This is a genomic window from Enterococcus saccharolyticus subsp. saccharolyticus, from assembly GCF_029023825.1.
In the GTDB taxonomy this organism is placed as follows: Bacteria; Bacillota; Bacilli; order Lactobacillales; family Enterococcaceae; genus Enterococcus_F; species Enterococcus_F saccharolyticus.
In genome coordinates this window covers 990,478-1,010,134 of sequence record NZ_CP118957.1, presented here as the reverse complement: position 1 = coordinate 1,010,134, position 19,657 = coordinate 990,478, and the positions used below count along the sequence as shown (strand labels likewise).

The window sequence follows — 19,657 nt, the reverse complement described above, 5'->3', positions numbered from 1 at the left end:
CATTTATGAAGAAACTTTGGGGCGGTCGCTTTGATGGAAAGAATGAAGATTGGATAGATGCGTTTGGCGCATCTATCTTCTTTGACCAATCACTAGCAAAACAAGATATTTTAGGGAGTCTCGCTCATGTAAAAATGCTGGTTCATACAAAAATTCTTTCCGAAGAAGAAGGCCAACAGATTATCGATGGTTTAAAAATTATTCAACAAAAAGTAGCCAATGATGAATTGGATTATACGGTACAAAACGAAGATATTCACTTAAACATTGAATCTTTCTTACATGAAGAAATCGGACCTGTAGCTGGCAAATTACATACTGCTCGTTCAAGAAACGATCAAGTCGCAACCGATATGCATCTTTATTTAAAAGAAAAAGTACAAGATATTTTAGAAAAAATCCATGAGTTGCGTTTGGTGTTGGTTACCAAAGCCGAAGAAAATATTGAAACAATCATGCCTGGTTATACCCATTTACAACATGCACAGCCAATTTCTTTTGCTCATCATTTATTGGCTTATTATCAAATGTTAACTCGCGATCAAGAGCGTCTAACCGAAAACTTGAAACGAATCGATTGTTCACCATTAGGTGCGGCAGCTTTAGCAGGAACAACCTTCCCAATTGACCGTGAATTTACTGCAAAAGAACTAGGTTTTAATGCTGTTTATACGAATAGTTTAGACGCTGTTAGCGACCGAGATTTTATTTTAGAATTTTTAAGTAATTCTTCAATTTTAATGATGCACCTTTCCCGTTTTTGTGAAGAAATCATCTTATGGTGTAGTCACGAATTTCAATTCGTACAGTTATCAGACACCTTTTCAACAGGAAGTTCTATTATGCCTCAGAAAAAAAATCCTGATATGGCTGAATTAATTCGTGGAAAAACAGGACGCGTCTATGGTGATTTATTCGGGTTATTAACGGTGATGAAAGGTTTACCGCTCGCCTATAACAAAGACTTCCAAGAAGATAAAGAAGGCATGTTCGATACTGTTGAAACCGTTGAAAAAAGTTTGACAATCATGTCGGGAATGATTGCTTCAATGAAAGTGAATCAACAACACATGCTAGAATCGACTGAAAAAGATTTCTCAAACGCGACTGAGTTAGCTGACTACCTAGCTAACAAAGGCATTCCTTTTAGAGAAGCGCATGAAATTGTTGGTAAATTAGTTTTCTCTTGTATCCAAAAAGGAATTTATTTGCAAGACATCTCACTGGAAGAATACCAAGAGATTGTTCCTGCAATCGAAACAGATTTATACGACAAATTAAGCTCCTATACGGCTGTCAAAAATCGTGATTCGTTAGGTGGTACTGGATTTGCCCAAATCAAAAAACAAATCGATCAAGCAAAGCAACAACTATAATACTAAAAAAGACCTGAACAGCATTCGCTCTTCAGGTCTTTTTTTATAATTGAAATTGTTCAATACTAATTTTTAATTGTGTAGCAATATCAGAAAGGGATTTTGCGACATCCACAAATTCTTGCATCACTTCGGTTTGATGTTCACTCGATTCTAAGATAATATCTGTACTCTCAGAAACTTGATGCGATAACTCTGTCACGGATTCAATTACGGCAACCAATTGTTGCATACTGTCTTTAATATTAGTCGTTTCAATAATTAATGCCGCTGCTTCTTGGGCAGTATTGGTTGCATTTTTTGATAAGCCATCAAATGGCTCATTTGTTTGCTGAATATACAACAAGCCTTGTGCTACTGTTTGTTTTCCTTGTTCTGACTTTTCAACAGAAGAAGTCGATTCTTCTTGAATTTTTGCAATTAAATTGCCAATTTCTAGCGTTGCCGCTTTTGTCTCTTCTGCTAATTTTCGGATCTCATCTGAAACCACTAAAAATCCTTTGCCGTGTTCTCCCGCTCGAGCAGCTTCAATCGTCGCGTTCAAAGCTAATAAATTGGTTTGATTTGAAATATTATTAATGAGCGTAATAATTTGATCAATCTCTTGTAATTTCTGATTTAAACGATACGTAATTTGATTGGCAGCAGTAGTTGCTTTTTCAATTTGTTGCATCTTTTGCAAAGTTTGATGAACAACATCTTGTCCTTCGCTAGATAATTGTGTTGCTTGATAAGAAGACGTCCAAACATCTTCAATATGTTGACTAATTTTTTGAATACTTTCAGCAATCAATTTTAAATACGTATTTGCTTGTTGGGTTAAATTTGTTTGTTGTAAAATATTTTCAGTTACTTGTTCCAATGATTCGGCAGTAGACAATGACGATGATTGCGTATCAAGTTGTGCACTTTCCGCGCTAGCATAAACTTCTTGTGAATTTTCATTAATTTGCGTGGTTGTTTGCTCAACTTGTCGAATCAATGTTTGTAACCCTTCTACCATTAAGTTAAATTGACTAGACAGTACGCCTAATTCATCAGCTGTATTGACCGGCAGTGGGTCAATAGCTAAGTTGCCTTTTGCGAGTTCGGCAACTTGTTCGTTGATCCCTTTAATAGGACGTAATAGCTTACGTGTAAAAATACTTGTAATGAGCGCTGCAAAAAATGGCAAAATCATACTCAATAAAATAGTCATTTTATTGGCTTCCCATGTTCGTTCACTAACAATTTTTCCATCAAAATCAATTGCATTAATCGCAATCAGTTCTTTTTGGGGATTATGGTCTTTAAAAATCGGTGCATAACCCGTAATTTTTTTGTGATCATCTTGCGTATAGACGGCAGTTGCAGCAACTTCGCCGTTTTTTAATTGTTCCATGATTGCCGCTTCAATGATAAATGTATCACCTGGTTGATAACCTTGGTCTTTCAAATGCGAATCAGCTGCGACGACAGTGCCATCGATAGCTAAAATATAACTAGCGGAAAAAATATGCTTATGTGAAATCGTCCATTCTAATTCTTCTTCAATAGTAGGTAGAAAAGTCTCCTCTCCTGCGATTAATTTTGCTAGCGCATCAACAGAAAGCATGCCAGTCACAATGTTGGCACATCTCGTAAGTTCGATACCAGCCGATTTTAATGTTTCCTTATAACTAAAATAGTAATTCGCGATACCAATAATGACGCCACTAATAAAAACTGTCAGTGTCGCAATTAAAGTAATCTTTTTTGTTAGACTTGTTTTCATTTTACCTCCCATATACATCATTTTTTATATTATATCTATCATCCGTTTTTTGATTTTTTAAATAGCTAATTCACTAATTTTCTTCACAAACAAAAAAATTCTTCTATGCAAAGTCTCACATAGAAGAATTCTATTTATTTTGTTCTTTACCGTCGATATCCTTTGCCTAATTTCTTTTCCCAAATCTTCAAAACTTGTGAAGTTGCAAAAGTTAAAATGAAGTAAATCGACGCTGCGACATACAGTGGCTTCATCGGAATAAATGAAGAAGTAATCACAATTTGCGCACTATTCATTAACTCGTAAATCCCTATTGTTGAAAGTAACGAAGAATCTTTAATTAAGACAATGAATTCATTACCTAATGATGGTAAGATATTGCGCATAGCTTGTGGCAAAATCACATAGCGCATGGTTTGTACAGGACGTAATCCAAGTGAGCCGGCAGCTTCCGATTGTCCCACTTCTACTGCGTTAATACCTGCTCGAACGATTTCAGCAACATAGGCTCCAGAGTTTAAAGATAAGGCAATAATCCCTGGTAACAAACGACCAAAATCAATATCTAATACCCCAATTGGTACTGTTGGTAAATTAAAGACCTTATGCAGCAAACCGATACTGATTAAAATTTGTACTAACATCGGTGTCCCACGAAAAACTTCAATATAGATATTTGCCAACCAACGCAAGGGTCGAACGGATGAAAGCTTCATTAAAGCAAAGACAACACCTAATATCGTTCCTAAAATAATCGTGATAAAAGAGACGATCAAGGTAACCAATGTTCCTGAAATAAAATAATTATAATACGTAGACAAAAAAGAGTAATCCATACTGTTCTCCTCCTCTATTTAGAGGCATTTTCATTTGCTAAATCAGTATTCTTTTGAACAAACTCAGCAATTGTCCCATCGTCAATTAATTTTTGTAACGCTTCATTTAATGCTGCTTGTAACTCTGTACTGCCTTTTGGTAAAGCAATCGCATATGCTTCGTCTTCAGATGTTTCTAACGCCACATCTGCAATGGCAATGTCGTCGTTTTGGCCCACATAAGACTCTGCTACTGCACTTTCTGCAACTAATGCATCAATGGAACCTTGTTTTAATTCCAATACTAAACTTGGTACTTTAGGAACAGAAACAATTTGCGACTCTGGTAGTTGATCTTTCACAATTGATTCTTGAATAGACCCTTTTTGCGCGCCAACTTTTTTACCACTTAAATCACTAATTTCTTTGTATTTAGCTAAATTATCTTTATGCACAATTACTTTTTGTTCTGGCAAGAAATAATTCATTGTAAAATCAATTGATTTTTTACGTTCTTCTGTTGCAGAAATCCCAGAGACAGCAATATCGACTTGCCCTTGCTCTAAAGCAGCTAAAACAGCATTAAATTCCATGTCAGAAAAGTCAACTTTAGGAATTCCTAATTCTTTAGCTAAGGCATTGACCATATCAATATCCGCCCCCACAATTGTATCTTTGCCATTTACCATGGCATGGAATTCAAATGGTGCAAAGTCAGCAGAAGTTCCGACTTTCAATACACCAGCTTCTTTAATTTGTTCCAATTGATTACTTGCTTCAGGTGCTTTACTTGAATCTGAACCAGTTGAATTACCGCCGCCTCCACAAGCTGTTAACGCAAATAAACCAATGACTATACTTGTTAAACCAATTAATTTTTTCATATATATTACTCCTTTTAATATTTATACAAAAACATTTATATTTTTAACTATATATGCACTTTATCATATAATTAATAAAAAATAAACAACAAATATGCAATATTCATCATTTTAGTACATATTCTTGCAAAAAATAGCGTTTCCACAGATAATAAAGAAAAGGATTGGAGGAATTTATTATGTCTACAATGGTATTTGTTAATTTCCCAGTAAAAGATGTTGCTGCTGCTACCGATTTTTATGAAAAGCTTGGCTTTAAAAAGAATGAAGAATTTTCAACTGAACAGACAAGTTCAATGGTTTGGGATGATAATTTTTGGATTATGTTATTAGATTATTCGTTTTATCAGCTCTTCATCAAAGATCGCACTATCGCAGATACAACGACACAGAGTGGTGCCCTCATTGCTTTTTCATTAAATAGTGCAGAAGAAGTCAAAAACTTTGGTAAAATCGCTGAAGAAAATGGGGGAACTGTTTATAAAGTAGACATGGGTATTCCTGAAGAACAAATGTATGGTTTAGAAGTCCTCGATTTAGATGGTAATGCATTGGAACCGACATGGATGCAAATTTAATTAGATAAATAAAAGACTTTCGAAATAGAGCGTAACGCTTCATTTTGAAAGTCTTTTGTTTTTTATTTATGACACAATTTTTATTCTGACCATGGCAAATCAATGGATAAATTCGCTGCAAACTCTTTGTAGGCTACACGTTCCTCTAAACGACTAGTTCGACGCTTTTCATAGCCTCCACAAACCATTTCTTCTTCTTTTGTTTCAGGAATTACTTTTGGAACAGTAAATTCTGTCTCTTCATTCATATGCGAAGGTACTGCAACAAATGTGGTAAAACACGTTGCTGCCAGATAACGTTCTCCTGTTACCAAATCTTCACCAATTACTTTGACAAATACTTCCATCGAACGATTATGCGCCCCTGATACATAAGATTCAATACAAACCGAATGATTATTATGTAATGGTTTTAAGAAGTTTAATTGATCTAATGATGCAGTAACTGCGCCTCGACGACAATGTCTGGTGACTGAAATTGATGCTGCATCGTCAATGAACGTCATTAATTTTCCACCAAATAAAAAACCGAATGGGTTCAAATCAAATGGAAAAATCCGATGGGTTTGAATGACTTTTGATAGTCGACAATAATTTTCTTGCAAATGACTCACCTCAATGATATTTTAGCACAAATTTTTACATAAAAAACCACTGAATCAACAGAGATTCAGTGATTGCTTGTTTAATATTTTCTAAATCGTTGATAACGTCCTTCTAACAATTCTGGTAACTCTTTTGCTGACAACTCTTTCAACTTACGAACCAAATCAGATTTCATTCGTTTGACAATCGCTGCCTCTGACAAAGGCTCCCCACGGAATGTTTCAGGAATCACACGTTCCACAATTCCTAATTCTTTTAATTCTTGCGCGGTGATTTTCATTAAATCGGCCGCTTCTTTCGCACGACTACCGTCTTTCCAAAGAATTGAAGCAAATCCTTCTGGAGATAATACAGCATAGATAGAATGTTCCATCATCCAGACCTCATCACCTAATGCCAAAGCCAATGCTCCACCACTACCACCTTCACCAATGATAATAGCAATAATTGGAACTTTTAAATCAGACATTTCCAATAGATTGCGAGCAATTGCTTCACCTTCACCACGTTCTTCCGCACCAATCCCACAGAAAGCACCTGCTGTATTCACAAAAGTAATCACTGGTCGATTAAACTTCTCTGCTTGTTTCATCAAACGCAATGCTTTGCGGTATCCTTCTGGATGTGGCGAGCCAAAATTACGTTTTAAGTTTTCAGGTAAATTACGACCTTTTTGAATACCAATGACCGTCACAGGTTTATCATCTAACAGTGCAACACCGCCAACAACTGCTTCATCATCTGCAAATAAACGGTCGCCGTGAAATTCTTGATAATTGTCAAAGATGCGCTCAAAGTAGTCCAATGCGGTTAAACGCTCTTTTGCGCGCGCTAATTGAACAATTTCATGTGCTGGTCTACCCATTATTCACGCCATCCTTTCATCGTATGCATTTTCACTAAAGAATGAATGCGATCACGCAATTCTGTACGTTGGACGATTTGATCAACAAAACCATGCTCCAATAAGAATTCCGCTTTTTGGAAGTCTTCTGGTAATTCTTGTTTAATCGTTTGTTCAATCACGCGACGACCCGCAAAACCAATTAAAGCTTGCGGTTCTGCTAAAATAACATCGCCTTCCATCGCAAAACTTGCCGTAACACCACCAGTTGTCGGATCAGTTAAAATCGTTAAATAAAACAATCCTTTATTACTGTGGCGCTTCACTGCTGCAGAAATTTTTGCCATTTGCATTAATGAAAAAATTCCTTCTTGCATTCTCGCACCGCCAGAAGCTGTAAATAAAACAACTGGTAAGCCCAGTTCGGTCGCTTTTTCAAAGAGTCGCGTAATTTTTTCGCCGACAACAGTTCCCATGCTTCCCATAATAAAATGTGAATCCATGATTCCTAATGCAACCTCTTCACCTAAAACAGCTGCTTTTCCAGTTAGTACTGCTTCATGTAAATGCGTTTTTTCCCGCATTTGTTGGATTTTTTCTTTGTAATTTGGGAAATCTAACGGATCGTTGGTTTCGATGTCGGTATCCCATTCTTCAAAACTTTTTTCGTCAATCGTCAAAGCAATTCTTTCCCAAGCTGTAATACGGAAATTATAACCACAATTAGGGCAGACTTTTTCTGCCCCAATTTCTTTGGTATAAAGGGTGTGTTTACAACTTGGACATTTCGCCCACATGTTATCTGGCACAGAAGGTTCATTGATTGGCGTTGTGTCTCGATTTGGATTAATACGAATATAATCCTTTTTCTTCTTGAATAATGCCATAGATTTCCCTCCTAAACTTCAGGCGTCCAATTTGGTAAAAATTCTTCTTGTAAGAATGCAGTACTGTAATCACCAGCAATCACTTTTGGATGACTAATTAAATCCAATTGAAATTCTGCATTCGTCACCACACCGTCTGTCACTAATTCACTTAATGCGCGTTGCATTTTCATCAACGCTTCAAAACGATTATCCCCATGTACAATAACTTTAGCAATCATTGAATCATAATATGGTGGAATCGTATATCCTGAATACATCGCACTATCGACACGTAAGCCCATCCCGCCACTTGGTAGCAATAAATTATGAATTTTACCTGGTGATGGTGCAAAATTAAATGCAGGATTTTCTGCATTAATGCGGCATTCAATCGCATGACCCGTTAAAACAATATCTTCTTGCTTAAGGCCTAATTCTTCTCCGCTTGCAATTTCCAATTGTTTTTTCACTAAGTCTACGCCGGTAACCATTTCAGTGATTGGGTGTTCTACTTGAATACGTGTATTCATTTCCATAAAGTAAAATGAACCAGATTCATCCATTAGAAACTCAATTGTTCCCGCATTTTGATAAGAAACAGCTTGTGCCGCACGGACTGCTGCCATCCCAATTTCTTGACGTTTTTCTTCAGAAATCACCACAGATGGTGATTCTTCTAATACTTTTTGATTGTTACGTTGTAAGGAACAATCACGTTCACCCAAATGAATAATATTGCCAAAACTATCGCCTAAAATTTGCACTTCAATATGACGTGCAGGATAAACAATTTTTTCGATGTACATATCATCATTGCCAAACGCTGCTTTTGCTTCTTGTTGCGCAGATGAGAAGTGTTGTGGTAATTCTTCTTTCGCTAATACTTTACGAATTCCTTTACCACCACCACCTGCTGCAGCTTTAAGCATTACAGGATAGCCAATCTCTTCAGCGATGGTTAATGCTTCTTCTACGTCAGCTACTGCACCAGCACTTCCTGGAATAACTGGTACGTTTGCTTCAATCATCAAACGACGCGCATTAATTTTATTTCCCATATCGTCAATCGTCTTGCTTTTTGGTCCAATGAAGACAATATTGCATTCTTCACACATCGATGCAAAACGACTATTTTCAGACAGAAAGCCAAATCCAGGGTGAATTGCTTCCGCTTTTGTAACAATCGCTGCACTTAAAATTTGCTGTACATTCAAATATGAATCCGATGCTTTGGCAGGGCCAATACAAATAGCTTCATCTGCTAATTCAGCATGTAATGCATTTTTATCCGCTTCTGAGTAAACTGCGACTGTTCGTACGCCTAATTCACGACAAGCGCGAATAATACGTACTGCAATTTCTCCGCGATTTGCAATTAATATCTTTGAAAACATAAGTCACCTATCCAATCATGAAGGTTAATTCAGCTTCGGCAACTTTCTTGCCATCCACTTTCGCTACACCTTTACCAATTCCTGCAGAAGCTTTTACTTTAATGATTTCCACTTCTAGAATTAATGTGTCTCCAGGTGTTACTTTTTTACGGAATTTCGCTTTGTCAATTCCACCAAAATAAGCTGTTTTACCACGAAATTGCTCTAATGATAACAACGCAACTGCGCCAGCTTGAGCCATTGCCTCAACAATTAATACACCAGGCATTACTGGTTCGTGAGGAAAATGACCTTGGAAGAAAGGTTCATTGATCGTTACGTTTTTCTTGGCAACAACACGTTCACCGTCTACTAATTCTTCCACACGATCGATTAATAACATCGGATAACGATGAGGGATAATTTCTTTGATTTCTTGAATATTCAATACAGTCATAATTAACCTTCTTTCACACGGAACAATGGTTGATTAAATTCAACTACTTGCTCGTTTTCTACTAAGACTTCTACGATTTCACCGGAAATATCACTTGTAATTTCATTCATAACTTTCATTGCTTCGACGATACAAACAACATCGCCTTTTTGCACACGATCGCCAACTTGTTTGAAGTTTGGTTTATCTGGACTTGGTTTTAAATAAGTCACACCAACTAATGGTGAAACAATTTCTGTTCCAGCAATCACTTCTGGTACTGGTTGCGCTGGTGTTGCTTGAACAGGCGCTGCAGCAGGTTGAACTGCCTCAATCACTTGAGACTGTTGCACAGGTGCCGGTTGTGCTGCTGGCACAGCAGTTTGTGCGCGAGCTACATTGTTTTTGCTTAGATATAATTCAAAGTTTCCATCTTTTAGATTAAATTCAGTTAATGTGGATTGATCAAAAAGAGAAAGTAAGTCCTTTAACTCATTTAGTTCCATCCTTATGCCTCCCAACGTTTCATCAAAATAACTGCGTTGTGACCACCAAATCCAAGTGAGTTGCTCATTGCATAAGTTAATTCAGCAGGTTTGCTTTCATTAATCACAACGTTCAAATCAATCTCTGGATCTTGCTCTGTCACATTAATATTTGGTGGGATAAATTGATGTTGTAACGCTAATAGAGTTGCAACAGCTTCCACACCACCGGCTGCACCTAATAAGTGACCAGTCATTGATTTTGTACTACTTACATACGTATCTTTGTAGCTATCTCCTAATCCATAATGAATAGCAGTTGCTTCAGATACATCATTAGCAGGCGTACTTGTGCCATGGGCATTGATATAGCCAACTTCTGAAGGTGCAATTCCAGCTTCTGACATTGCTAATTTCATCGCTTTACCTGCACCTGAACCATCTGGATTTGGCGCAGTCATGTGATACGCATCGCAGTTTGCTCCATATCCTACAACTTCACCTAAAATATTCGCACCACGTGCTAAAGCATGGTCTAATGATTCTAATAATAGAACACCGGCTCCTTCACCCATAACAAAACCACTACGGTCTTTATCAAACGGTGTTGATGCTTTATTTGGATCAGATTCAGTCGTTAAAGCTGTTAATGAAGCAAAACCAGCAATCCCGATTTCACAAATTGTCGCTTCTGAACCACCAGCAAGCATCACATCCGCATAACCATGTTTAATGTTACGGAACGCTTCACCTACAGAATGTGTTCCTGAAGCACAAGCGGTTACAGTTGTTGTACAAATTCCTCGCGCACCTACGCGTAAAGCAATGTTTCCTGCAACCATATTAACGATAGACATTGGTACAAACATTGGTGAAACACGTTTTGGTCCTTTTGCATTCATACGTGTCACTTGGTCTTGAATTGTTGGCAAACCACCAATTCCTGAACCAACCATGACACCAAAACGGTCTGCATCGATAGCTTTTGTATCTAATTTAGCCATTTCAATCGCATCTAATGCTGCATGAATACCATATAATGAGAATTCATCCATACGTTTTGTGTCTTTTTTAATGAAATATTTTTCTAATGGAAAATCTTTTACTTCACCGGCAACTGAAATACCTGTTGCTTCGGCGTCAAATTTTGTAATCGGACCAATCCCATTGGTTCCTTCTTTTAAACTTGTTAAGAATGATTCTGGATCATTTCCGATTGGGGAAACCACACCATAACCTGTAATTACTACTCGATTCATAAATTTTCTCCTCTCTTAACCGTGCATGACCAATCCACCGTCAACATTTAAAACTTGACCAGTGATATATGGACTTTTTGCTAAGAAAATAGCAGCTTTGGCAATATCTTCAACATTTCCAAAACGTTGTAATGGAATAGTTTGTGTCACTTGTTCTTTCACTTTATCAGATAAAACATCCGTCATATCTGTTTGGATAAATCCAGGTGCAATAGCGTTACAAGTAATCCCTCTTGGCGCTACTTCTCTAGCTACTGATTTAGTAAAACCAACGACCCCTGCTTTACTTGCTGCATAGTTTGCTTGACCTGCATTTCCCATTAATCCAGAAACACTTGAAAGGTTGATAATTACACCTTCACGTTGTTTCAACATTTTTTTCATAACTTGTTGTGTCATGTTGAATGTCCCTGTTAAATTGATTTTTAAGACTTGCTCAAAATCTTCTTCAGTCATACGAAGTAATAATTTATCGTTCGTAATTCCCGCATTATTAACCAAAACAGCTACAACACCTAATTTTTCTTCTGCTTCTTTAATCATTTCACCAGCATTTTTGAAATCTGAAATGTCACCTGAAACGCCCACACATTTTACACCAAATGCTTCAATCGAAGCGATCAGTTCTTCAGAGATTTCACGGCGACCATTTAAGACGATATTTGCGCCTTCTTGAGCGAATGCTTTTGCGATAGCTAAACCAATGCCTCGCGTACTACCTGTAACAAAAACCGTTTTATCTTTTAATTCCATTTTTTCCTCCTAGGATAATCCTGCCTCCGTCTCTTGTAGCGTGTTACTATCTTCTACACGAGACATGACTAATGTTTTGTCAATTTTTTTGATAAAACCTGAAAGTACTTTACCGGGACCAATCTCAATGATACGCTCCACACCTAATTCTTTTAATGTTGCTACGCTTTCATAAAAGCGAACTGGCGACATCACTTGACGTTCCAACAACTCTTTGATTTCATCTTGTTGCATGACTTGAGCAGTTGTGTTACTAATAACCGGGACAGTCATCTCATTAAATGTCACTTCTTCTAAAGCAACTTTTAGTTTATCTGCTGCTGGTTTTAATAGCGCTGTGTGGAATGGACCACTCACATTTAATGGAATCATACGTTTCACGCCAGCTTCTTTTAACCGTTCAACTGCTTCATCAACGGCTACTACTTCACCGCCAATCACAATTTGTTGTGGTGTATTGTAGTTTGCAGGTGAAACAATTCCTCTTTCACTTGCTTGTTTACACGCTTCTTCAATTGTTTCAATCGGTGCATTCATGACTGCAACCATTTTACCTGTTCCTTGTGGTGCAGCTGTTGCCATATATGAACCACGTTTAGCAACTAAAGCGACCGCTGTTTTAAAATCTAACGCACCACTTGCTACTAAGGCAGTGTACTCTCCTAGACTTAATCCAGCGACAGCATCTGCATGATACCCTTTGGCTTCTAATAAACGCCAAAAAGCCACACTAACCGTTAGAATCGCGGGCTGAGTATATTCTGTTTGATTTAATCGTTCATTTTCTGTAAAACATAATTCTGCCATATCGTAGCCTAAGACGTCACTTGCTTCATCAAATGTTTGACGAACAATTTCTTCTTGATCAAATAATTCTTGTCCCATGCCAACATATTGAGCACCTTGGCCACTAAATAAGAAAGCTGTCTTCATGTTTCTCTCCTTTAAATTCCCGTTGATATTTGAGGATAAGTATTCGAGTCATATCTACTCAACGTTGGATTTTCTACATAAAAGGAAAGGCTAGGCTTTTGGCCCAGCCTTAAAAATTAAGCTTGTTGTTGTTCTACGTATTTCACTAAGTCTTCAACAGTTTTAATTCCGTCTTCAACTTCAATTTTCACATCAAATTCATCTTCAATTTCGTTAATGATTTGGAATAAATCTAAGCTATCTGCTTCTAAATCTTCTTGAATGTTTGTTGTTAATTTGATTTCTTCTTTATCTTTACCTAATTCTTCTGCTACGATGTCTTGAATTTTTTCGAATACCATGTTTATATTCCTCCAATTGTTTTGTTCATTTTTAATTTTATATGACTACAGGTTTACAAAGTAAGTAACACAGTTCCCCATGTCAACCCACCACCAAAACCTGAAAGTACCACTTTTTGGTTGCTGCCTAATGTCAATGTTCCTGAGGTAACGGCTTCATCTAACAATAATGGAATTGTTGCACCTGATGTATTGCCATATTTATCCATATTCTGTAAGAACTTTTCTCTAGGAACTTTAATTTTTCGCGCAATTTTATCTAAAATACGCGAATTTGCTTGATGAAGTAAGAAATAATCAATATCTTCTTTGTCTTCTTCAATCAATTCATCAATCGCTTTGGCTACATCACGCGTTGCAAAGTCGAAGATGTCTCGGCCAGCCATTGTCAAACAAGAGCTTTGGCCAGTATTTACTGATCCATAAGGACTATCAATTGCACGGTAACCTGAAGTTAATGACATACCTCTTGTACCATCTGCACGTAAGCTTTCTTTTAAGAGATGTTGCTCTTGAGTTGCTTCTAACAACACGCCTCCTGCTCCATCACCAAACAACACCGCTGTTGAACGATCTTGCCAGTCAAGAACTTTAGAAAGAACTTCGCCACCAATTATCAACCCTTTTTTGGAACCAGTACGAATCATTTTTTCACCCATTGATAATGCATATACAAACCCTGCACATGCAGCACTCAAATCAAATGCTAAGGCATTTGTTGCACCGATTGCACCTTGCACCATACATGCCACAGAAGGTGAATTGTAATCCGGGGACATTGTTGCAACAAGAATAAAATCTAATTCCTCTGGAGCTGTACCGCTTTTTTGTACTAATTGCTTAGCAACATGGATACATAGATCAGAAGTATTCTCGTCTGTCGCAATATGTCGTGTTTTTATTCCTGTGCGAGAATAAATCCATTCATCGCTCGTGTCCATGATTTCTGCTAACTGATCATTGGTTACGATTTTTTCAGGAACGTAACTCGCTGTTGCAGTAATCTGTCCAAAATTTGTCATATACATACGCTCACTTATATTCTTGTAAGAATTGATGAAGATTATCTAATGCTTGCAATAAAGCATGTTGTTCATCTTCTTCCATGTTCACCAATATTTCCTTAATCATTTGACTATGAAAATGTTGATGCACACGATACAATAATTTCCCTTTTTTTGTCAACGATAACTTGACAACTCGTCGATCGTCTTCACTACGAATACGTTCAACGTAGCCTTTTTTCACTAATCGATTAATCGCGATGGTCAATGTACCCACTGTAATTGAAAGTTCTTTCGCAACTTCAGAAGTTGTCTTTTTTTTGTACATACCAATCGCTTCGATGGTGTGCATTTCAGTAATCGACAAGTCATTAAAACGTGACTTCTTTAATTCTGATTCTTCGATTACTAAAATGTCATTAAAGACATCCACTAGTAAGCTATTAATTCTTTCAAAATCTGGTTTCATTGCTTCACCACCCGAATACTTTGATTATCAAATCATTTGACAATCAAACTATAATTCATATTTTTTAGAAAAGCAAGAGTATTTTCAGTTTTTTTTAAATTTCCATCTTATTTTCTGTAAATATAAAAAAATATTTCCCTTTCAAATACTTTGATTTTCAAAACAATTTTACCATATTTATTAAAAAAATACCTTAAGAAGTTTGTTTTTACTTGTCTTCCTTTGGTTTTTCTGCTATCTTCGAGACAAATTATCTTAGAGAAATGGCGTGAAATCAACAATTGCCTAATTTAAAAGAAAAAGTAAAGATTTTGCCAACAACACCTGGGATTTATCTCATGAAAGACCAATACGACACGATTATTTATGTAGGAAAAGCCAAAAATTTAAAACAGCGGGTCCGTACCTACTTTCAAAAGAATAACCAGCATTCAAAAAAAGTATTACGCATGATTTTTAATATCCACGATTTTGAGATTATTCAAGTCGATACGGAACTGGATGCATTACTTTTAGAATGTCAGCTGATTCAAAAATATCATCCTCTCTATAATCATCAAATGAATCATACATTACAGTATAGCTATGTCACGATCTCTGCATCAGGAATAGAATTATCCAATAGTATGTCTGACTATAGTTTAGGGCCATTTCGTCAATACAAAAAAATTCCAGTTGTCAGCCAAATTCTTAGTGAAATTTATCAGATGCCTTGGGTGAACCATATTACCATGCATACACTTGTCAAACAACTACCAGAGATGCACGATATCCCTATGACTCAACGTTTGGAAGAAATAACTACCTTTTTCCAAGGAAGTGAACCATTCGCTCTTGATTGGATGACCAAACGTATTGTGCGGTTATCTGAACAATTACATTTTGAACTTGCACAAACATTGATGGAACAATTGGAATTATTGCAGTCTTTTTTCTCACAAACCCAAGAATTGTATCACTTTTCTCAACAAGAAGAGCTTATTTTTTCACTTCCGTTAACTGCGACAATGAAAAAATATTATCAAGTTTCGTTTGGACAAATTATTCATACCAGTGTGCTGTCTTCAAACGAGTGCTTTCAGCCAATTCCTCCTCAGTCAACTCCCTTGTTGTTAACAAAAACGACGATTGATCCAGTAGTGATTTTAATGTATTATATGAAAAAGACGTCTAAAAAGGGCTAGCTTTACGCTTTTACCTTTTTAGACGTCTTTTTACTATTGAATTAAATCGTAAATTTCCATTGCAACAATATCAACATTGTCAAATTGATACGGCTGATTAGATTCAGCTTCCGTTAATTCAAAGGTCTCTGTCGAGTTGTCATAAGTGACGATACATTTTTCTACGCCTTCTTTTTCAAAACGACGTACTTGTACCTCACTGTCTTGCGCTTCAATCATAGCTTCAAGACGTTTGATGATAGCGACTAATTGCGAACTTTTCATTCGTAGTCCCTCCCTTTTTTCATTTCTGTTACATTGTATCAAATGACTGGGTCACGTGCATTGTTTTTGCAAAATTTTTTTAAATTTTAAGATTTTTTTCCATCTTGCCACCAAAGTTTAATTAAAGCTTGGGTTCCATCGTCACCATAACCTGCATTTTCTAGTTTTTCATAGAGTTGTTCAGCTAAAGTTGTACTCGGTAAATCGATGCCCATCTTTTTCGCTTCGTCCAAAGCAATTTTTAAATCTTTAACAAAATGTTTTACGAAGAAACCTGGAGAGTAATTTTCTGCTAAGATACGAGGACTGTAATTAATCATCGACCAGTTAGACGCACTACCACCAGCTAGTGTATCCAATACTTTGTCTAAATCTAAACCCGCTTGATTTGCGTAGACGAGCATTTCTGTCATCCCTGTCATCGTTCCGGCAATCATAATTTGATTGGCCATTTTTGCATGTTGTCCTTTTCCAGAGTCACCATGCAACAGATAGGTTTTTCCAAATTGTTCAAACACAGGTACTACTTGTTGATATGCGCGCTCTGAACCACCGACCATAATTGTCAATGTGCCATTTTTTGCGCCTAAATCTCCACCTGAGACAGGAGCGTCTAAACTCTCTGCTCCTTTTTCAAGCGCCGTTTCTGCGATTTTAACAGCCAAAGAAGGCGTGCTTGTTGTGAGATCAACCAAAATTTTCCCGCTGACATCAGCTGAAAAAATGCCTGTTTCTTTACGATAATAGGTTTCTTCAACGTCTTGTGGATACCCCACCATTGTAAAAACCAATTCGCTCACTTCTGTTATGGCTTTTGGTGAATCTTGCCACGTCGCACCGTTTGCTACAAGATCATCAGTTTTACTTTTCGTTCGATTATAGACAGCTAAATCATGCCCTGCAGCCATTAAATGTTCCACAATAGCGTGTCCCATGACACCAGTTCCAATAAATCCGATTTTCATGTTGATTCCCCCTCAAAAAAAGTTCACGTTTTTAGTATACGCTAAAAACGTGAACTTGAATATCATTTATTCAGAAGTTCCTTTAAATGATCGAAAACGAGTTTTTAATTTATCCATCGTTTCCGTTAACTCACTTTCTGAATGATGTTCTTCATAATAAGCAAGCATATCATTGTAGAATTCAATCATTGCTTTTCCAAAATACTCTGCTGAAATTTCATACATTTTTTGATCCAATATTTCTTGATTTTTGGAAATACCTGCTTGGACGTAATCAATGAAGCAATTAGCAAAATCTGCGTCTGTCTCAAAGGTCACACCAAACGAGGAATCACTAATGAGATTATTTAAATAGTCATTTCCTTCAACAATCATCTGCGTTCCGGCAGCCATCGCTTCTGTATAGGTTAACCCTTGTGTCTCTGACGTAGAAGCACTCACAAAATAATTGGCTGCTTGATAATACAACGCGACTTCATCGTTTGGTACTTCTCCCACAAATTGAACATAATCCGTTAATTCTTTTTCAACAACCAACTCTTCCAATTCTTCTTTATACGGACCTTTTCCTACAATTACCATACGGACATTAGGTAAAACATCAATCACTTCTGGTAAGCCTTGAATAATTGCTTGAATATTTTTTTCATAAGATATGCGGCTTAATGATAATACCATCAACTGATCTTTTGTAATTCCTAATGATAAACGTAGTTCTTGTTTCATTTCTTCCGTAATATCTGGACGTTGAAACTTCTCAATTTCAATCCCCGTGGGAATAATACGCATAGGTGCAACTACACCGTAACTTTCTAATTTTTCAATAACGCGCTCGCTTGGACAAACCACTCCTGTCGAATGATTCGCAAACAAACGGGAAAAATATTTCACATGCACAGGACGAACAACTTTTCCTTTAGCAATATAATGTAAGTAATCCTCATACATCGTATGGTACGTATGAATCACTGGGATGCGCATCTTCTTCCCAACCATCTTTCCTAAAAGACCTGCACCAAACTCTGTATGTGTATGAATTAAATCTAGTTCTAATTCTTTCGCAATCAAATACGCATACCACATACCACGTACCACAATTCGACGATCTTTAAATGAAATAAATGGCACGCTCGGCATTCGAATAATTCCTTCTTCGAATTCGGGTGCATTGGGATCTGTGGTCGTAAAAATAAATACCTCGTGTCCCATTTTTTCTAATTCATCTTTTAATGTCCGAATAGATGTAGCAACACCACTTACTTGAGGCAAGTAAGTATCTGTAAAGAATCCAATCTTCACGACATTCCCTCCAAACTCCGACTGTCTACTGCATGCCCCTTCAGTACAGTTTCATAGACTTTTTTCAGTTCTGTTCCTATTTGCTGGATACTTTTAGATTGTGCGGTTTCATATCCAGCTTGTGTTAAATCTGGCAATTTTTTTTCAACAATATCTGCAATTTTTTGACAAAATTCAGCATTCGTTGTACCCATATAGGCATTTTTATCTTTTTCCAACCATCCTTCATAAACAGGAATATCACGGACTAAAACATTTTGATGACTCGCTAATGCTTCTAACACCACAATCCCTTCTGTTTCTTCATAAGAAGGAAAGAAAAATAAATCGGCATTAGAATAGGCGCCTTCAATAATTTCTCCTTTAATATATCCTGGAAAAATCACATTATCTGGATGATCTCCTTTAACAATCGCTCGAATATCTTTCGGGATAGTATACATTGGCGTGTAACCAAACCAAATAAATGTATATTGGGGTAATTGCTTAGCAACTTCAATAAAATCTGTTATGCCCTTACGATAGAAGTATAACCCCACAGAAATAATGACTTTTTGATCTGGACGCAATTGAAAGAATGTGCGAAATTTCGCTTCTTTCTCCTTACTCACTTGATATTTCTCTAAATCAATGCCATTAGATACCACACTAATTGGTCGCTGAATACCATAACTTTCCAAAATTTTTTTCGCATAAGTTGTGGGTGTAATTAAATGATCACTACGAGAATACAAATAAATTAAATACTTTTTATATAATGAAGCAACTTGATTGGAACCAATGAATGAATTACGAAAATCTTCCGCATTTGAATGCGCATGATAGACAACTTTTTTACCATTTTTTTTCGCACGGCGAATCATTTGACGACTCTTAAAACCATACGTATTGATGTGTAAAATATCATACTCATCACTAGCATCTACTGTATAATCCACACCAGCACACGTCAATGCTTTTTTCTGATGTTCAAAGGCACGACCGATACCTGATTTTTCAAGCATTCGTTCTCCTTCTAGATAAAGAAGTACTTTCAAAAAAAGTCTCCTCCCCTTGTTATATTTATATTCAGTATATCATAGCCCTCCCTTAGAATACTCCAACTATAGTCTTAGTTTCCAGAGTAATTTTACACTTTATTCTCAAAAGATTGCTAATTCAAGCTTT

General features: G+C 36.7%; 22 protein-coding genes. 3 read left to right on the top strand and 19 right to left on the bottom strand.

All coding sequences use genetic code 11. The features are described from left to right. The first annotated feature begins 5 nt into the window (after positions 1-5). Positions 6-1,376 (top strand): argininosuccinate lyase, encoded by a 1,371-nt coding sequence (gene argH, locus PYW32_RS05300; RefSeq protein WP_016175369.1) that lies wholly within the window; start codon positions 6-8, stop codon positions 1,374-1,376. Positions 1,377-1,419: 43 nt separating this feature from the next. Here argH and PYW32_RS05295 read toward each other — a convergent pair whose 3' ends face one another. The 3 genes from PYW32_RS05295 to PYW32_RS05285 form a co-directional block, all read right to left on the bottom strand. Further along, positions 1,420-3,129, bottom strand: a complete 1,710-nt coding sequence (locus PYW32_RS05295) for a methyl-accepting chemotaxis protein (RefSeq protein ID WP_016175370.1) — start codon at positions 3,127-3,129, stop codon at positions 1,420-1,422. Positions 3,130-3,275: 146 nt separating this feature from the next. Beyond that, entirely contained in the window at positions 3,276-3,965 is a 690-nt protein-coding gene (locus PYW32_RS05290; protein ID WP_016175371.1) for an amino acid ABC transporter permease, read from the bottom strand. Positions 3,966-3,979: 14 nt separating this feature from the next. Beyond that, a complete protein-coding gene (locus PYW32_RS05285; protein WP_016175372.1) occupies positions 3,980-4,828 on the bottom strand; it encodes a transporter substrate-binding domain-containing protein in 849 nt (282 codons plus the stop codon). A gap of 179 nt (positions 4,829-5,007) precedes the next feature. Between PYW32_RS05285 and PYW32_RS05280 the strand changes: the two genes are divergently transcribed. Further along, the gene (locus PYW32_RS05280; RefSeq protein WP_016175373.1) at positions 5,008-5,406 is read left to right on the top strand and encodes a VOC family protein; all 399 of its coding nucleotides are present in this window, start codon (positions 5,008-5,010) and stop codon (positions 5,404-5,406) included. 80 nt (positions 5,407-5,486) lie between these two features. On the opposite strand, the gene PYW32_RS05275 is transcribed toward PYW32_RS05280, so the two are convergent. The 12 genes from PYW32_RS05275 to fabT form a co-directional block, all read right to left on the bottom strand. Continuing rightward, a complete protein-coding gene (locus PYW32_RS05275; RefSeq protein ID WP_016175374.1) occupies positions 5,487-6,011 on the bottom strand; it encodes an acyl-CoA thioesterase in 525 nt (174 codons plus the stop codon). 80 nt (positions 6,012-6,091) lie between these two features. Next, a complete protein-coding gene (locus PYW32_RS05270; RefSeq protein ID WP_016175375.1) occupies positions 6,092-6,877 on the bottom strand; it encodes an acetyl-CoA carboxylase carboxyl transferase subunit alpha in 786 nt (261 codons plus the stop codon). After that, positions 6,877-7,743: an acetyl-CoA carboxylase, carboxyltransferase subunit beta gene (accD, locus tag PYW32_RS05265; protein ID WP_016175376.1), complete on the bottom strand. Its 867-nt coding sequence runs from the start codon at positions 7,741-7,743 to the stop codon at positions 6,877-6,879. Before accD ends, PYW32_RS05270 begins: the two co-directional genes overlap by 1 nt. 11 nt (positions 7,744-7,754) lie before the next feature. Then, the gene (locus PYW32_RS05260; RefSeq protein ID WP_016175377.1) at positions 7,755-9,119 is read right to left on the bottom strand and encodes an acetyl-CoA carboxylase biotin carboxylase subunit; all 1,365 of its coding nucleotides are present in this window, start codon (positions 9,117-9,119) and stop codon (positions 7,755-7,757) included. Positions 9,120-9,126: 7 nt separating this feature from the next. Further along, positions 9,127-9,546 carry a 3-hydroxyacyl-ACP dehydratase FabZ gene (gene fabZ, locus PYW32_RS05255; protein ID WP_207940632.1) on the bottom strand — a complete coding sequence of 140 codons (420 nt, stop codon included), beginning with the start codon at positions 9,544-9,546 and terminating at the stop codon, positions 9,127-9,129. Positions 9,547-9,557: 11 nt separating this feature from the next. Then, a complete protein-coding gene (gene accB / locus PYW32_RS05250) occupies positions 9,558-10,040 on the bottom strand; it encodes an acetyl-CoA carboxylase biotin carboxyl carrier protein (RefSeq protein WP_016175379.1) in 483 nt (160 codons plus the stop codon). A gap of 2 nt (positions 10,041-10,042) precedes the next feature. Beyond that, on the bottom strand, positions 10,043-11,278 hold the full coding sequence (fabF, locus tag PYW32_RS05245) for a beta-ketoacyl-ACP synthase II (protein WP_016175380.1): 1,236 nt from the start codon (positions 11,276-11,278) through the stop codon (positions 10,043-10,045). Between the two features lie 15 nt (positions 11,279-11,293). Continuing rightward, positions 11,294-12,031, bottom strand: coding sequence for a 3-oxoacyl-[acyl-carrier-protein] reductase (fabG, locus tag PYW32_RS05240; protein WP_016175381.1), 738 nt, complete (start codon positions 12,029-12,031; stop codon positions 11,294-11,296). Positions 12,032-12,040: 9 nt separating this feature from the next. After that, the gene (gene fabD / locus PYW32_RS05235; protein ID WP_016175382.1) at positions 12,041-12,964 is read right to left on the bottom strand and encodes an ACP S-malonyltransferase; all 924 of its coding nucleotides are present in this window, start codon (positions 12,962-12,964) and stop codon (positions 12,041-12,043) included. A gap of 116 nt (positions 12,965-13,080) precedes the next feature. After that, on the bottom strand, positions 13,081-13,305 hold the full coding sequence (locus PYW32_RS05230; RefSeq protein ID WP_016175383.1) for an acyl carrier protein: 225 nt from the start codon (positions 13,303-13,305) through the stop codon (positions 13,081-13,083). Between the two features lie 53 nt (positions 13,306-13,358). Then, entirely contained in the window at positions 13,359-14,327 is a 969-nt protein-coding gene (locus tag PYW32_RS05225) for a beta-ketoacyl-ACP synthase III (protein WP_016175384.1), read from the bottom strand. 10 nt (positions 14,328-14,337) lie between these two features. Continuing rightward, entirely contained in the window at positions 14,338-14,778 is a 441-nt protein-coding gene (gene fabT, locus PYW32_RS05220; protein ID WP_016175385.1) for a fatty acid biosynthesis transcriptional regulator FabT, read from the bottom strand. Between the two features lie 311 nt (positions 14,779-15,089). Between fabT and PYW32_RS05215 the strand changes: the two genes are divergently transcribed. Beyond that, positions 15,090-15,962 (top strand): GIY-YIG nuclease family protein, encoded by an 873-nt coding sequence (locus PYW32_RS05215; protein ID WP_154650060.1) that lies wholly within the window; start codon positions 15,090-15,092, stop codon positions 15,960-15,962. 33 nt (positions 15,963-15,995) lie between these two features. Here PYW32_RS05215 and PYW32_RS05210 read toward each other — a convergent pair whose 3' ends face one another. From PYW32_RS05210 to PYW32_RS05195, 4 genes are all read right to left on the bottom strand, one after another. Continuing rightward, positions 15,996-16,226 carry a YkuJ family protein gene (locus PYW32_RS05210; RefSeq protein WP_016175387.1) on the bottom strand — a complete coding sequence of 77 codons (231 nt, stop codon included), beginning with the start codon at positions 16,224-16,226 and terminating at the stop codon, positions 15,996-15,998. Positions 16,227-16,312: 86 nt separating this feature from the next. Next, complete coding sequence (locus PYW32_RS05205) at positions 16,313-17,191, bottom strand: NAD(P)-dependent oxidoreductase (RefSeq protein WP_016175388.1); 879 nt, start codon at positions 17,189-17,191, stop codon at positions 16,313-16,315. Positions 17,192-17,257: 66 nt separating this feature from the next. Beyond that, positions 17,258-18,490: a glycosyltransferase family 4 protein gene (locus PYW32_RS05200; RefSeq protein ID WP_016175389.1), complete on the bottom strand. Its 1,233-nt coding sequence runs from the start codon at positions 18,488-18,490 to the stop codon at positions 17,258-17,260. Beyond that, positions 18,487-19,527 carry an LTA glycolipid anchor biosynthesis glycosyltransferase, IagA/BgsA family gene (locus tag PYW32_RS05195; protein ID WP_016175390.1) on the bottom strand — a complete coding sequence of 347 codons (1,041 nt, stop codon included), beginning with the start codon at positions 19,525-19,527 and terminating at the stop codon, positions 18,487-18,489. The genes PYW32_RS05200 and PYW32_RS05195 overlap by 4 nt, the downstream gene beginning before the upstream one ends. Positions 19,528-19,657: the final 130 nt, after the last annotated feature.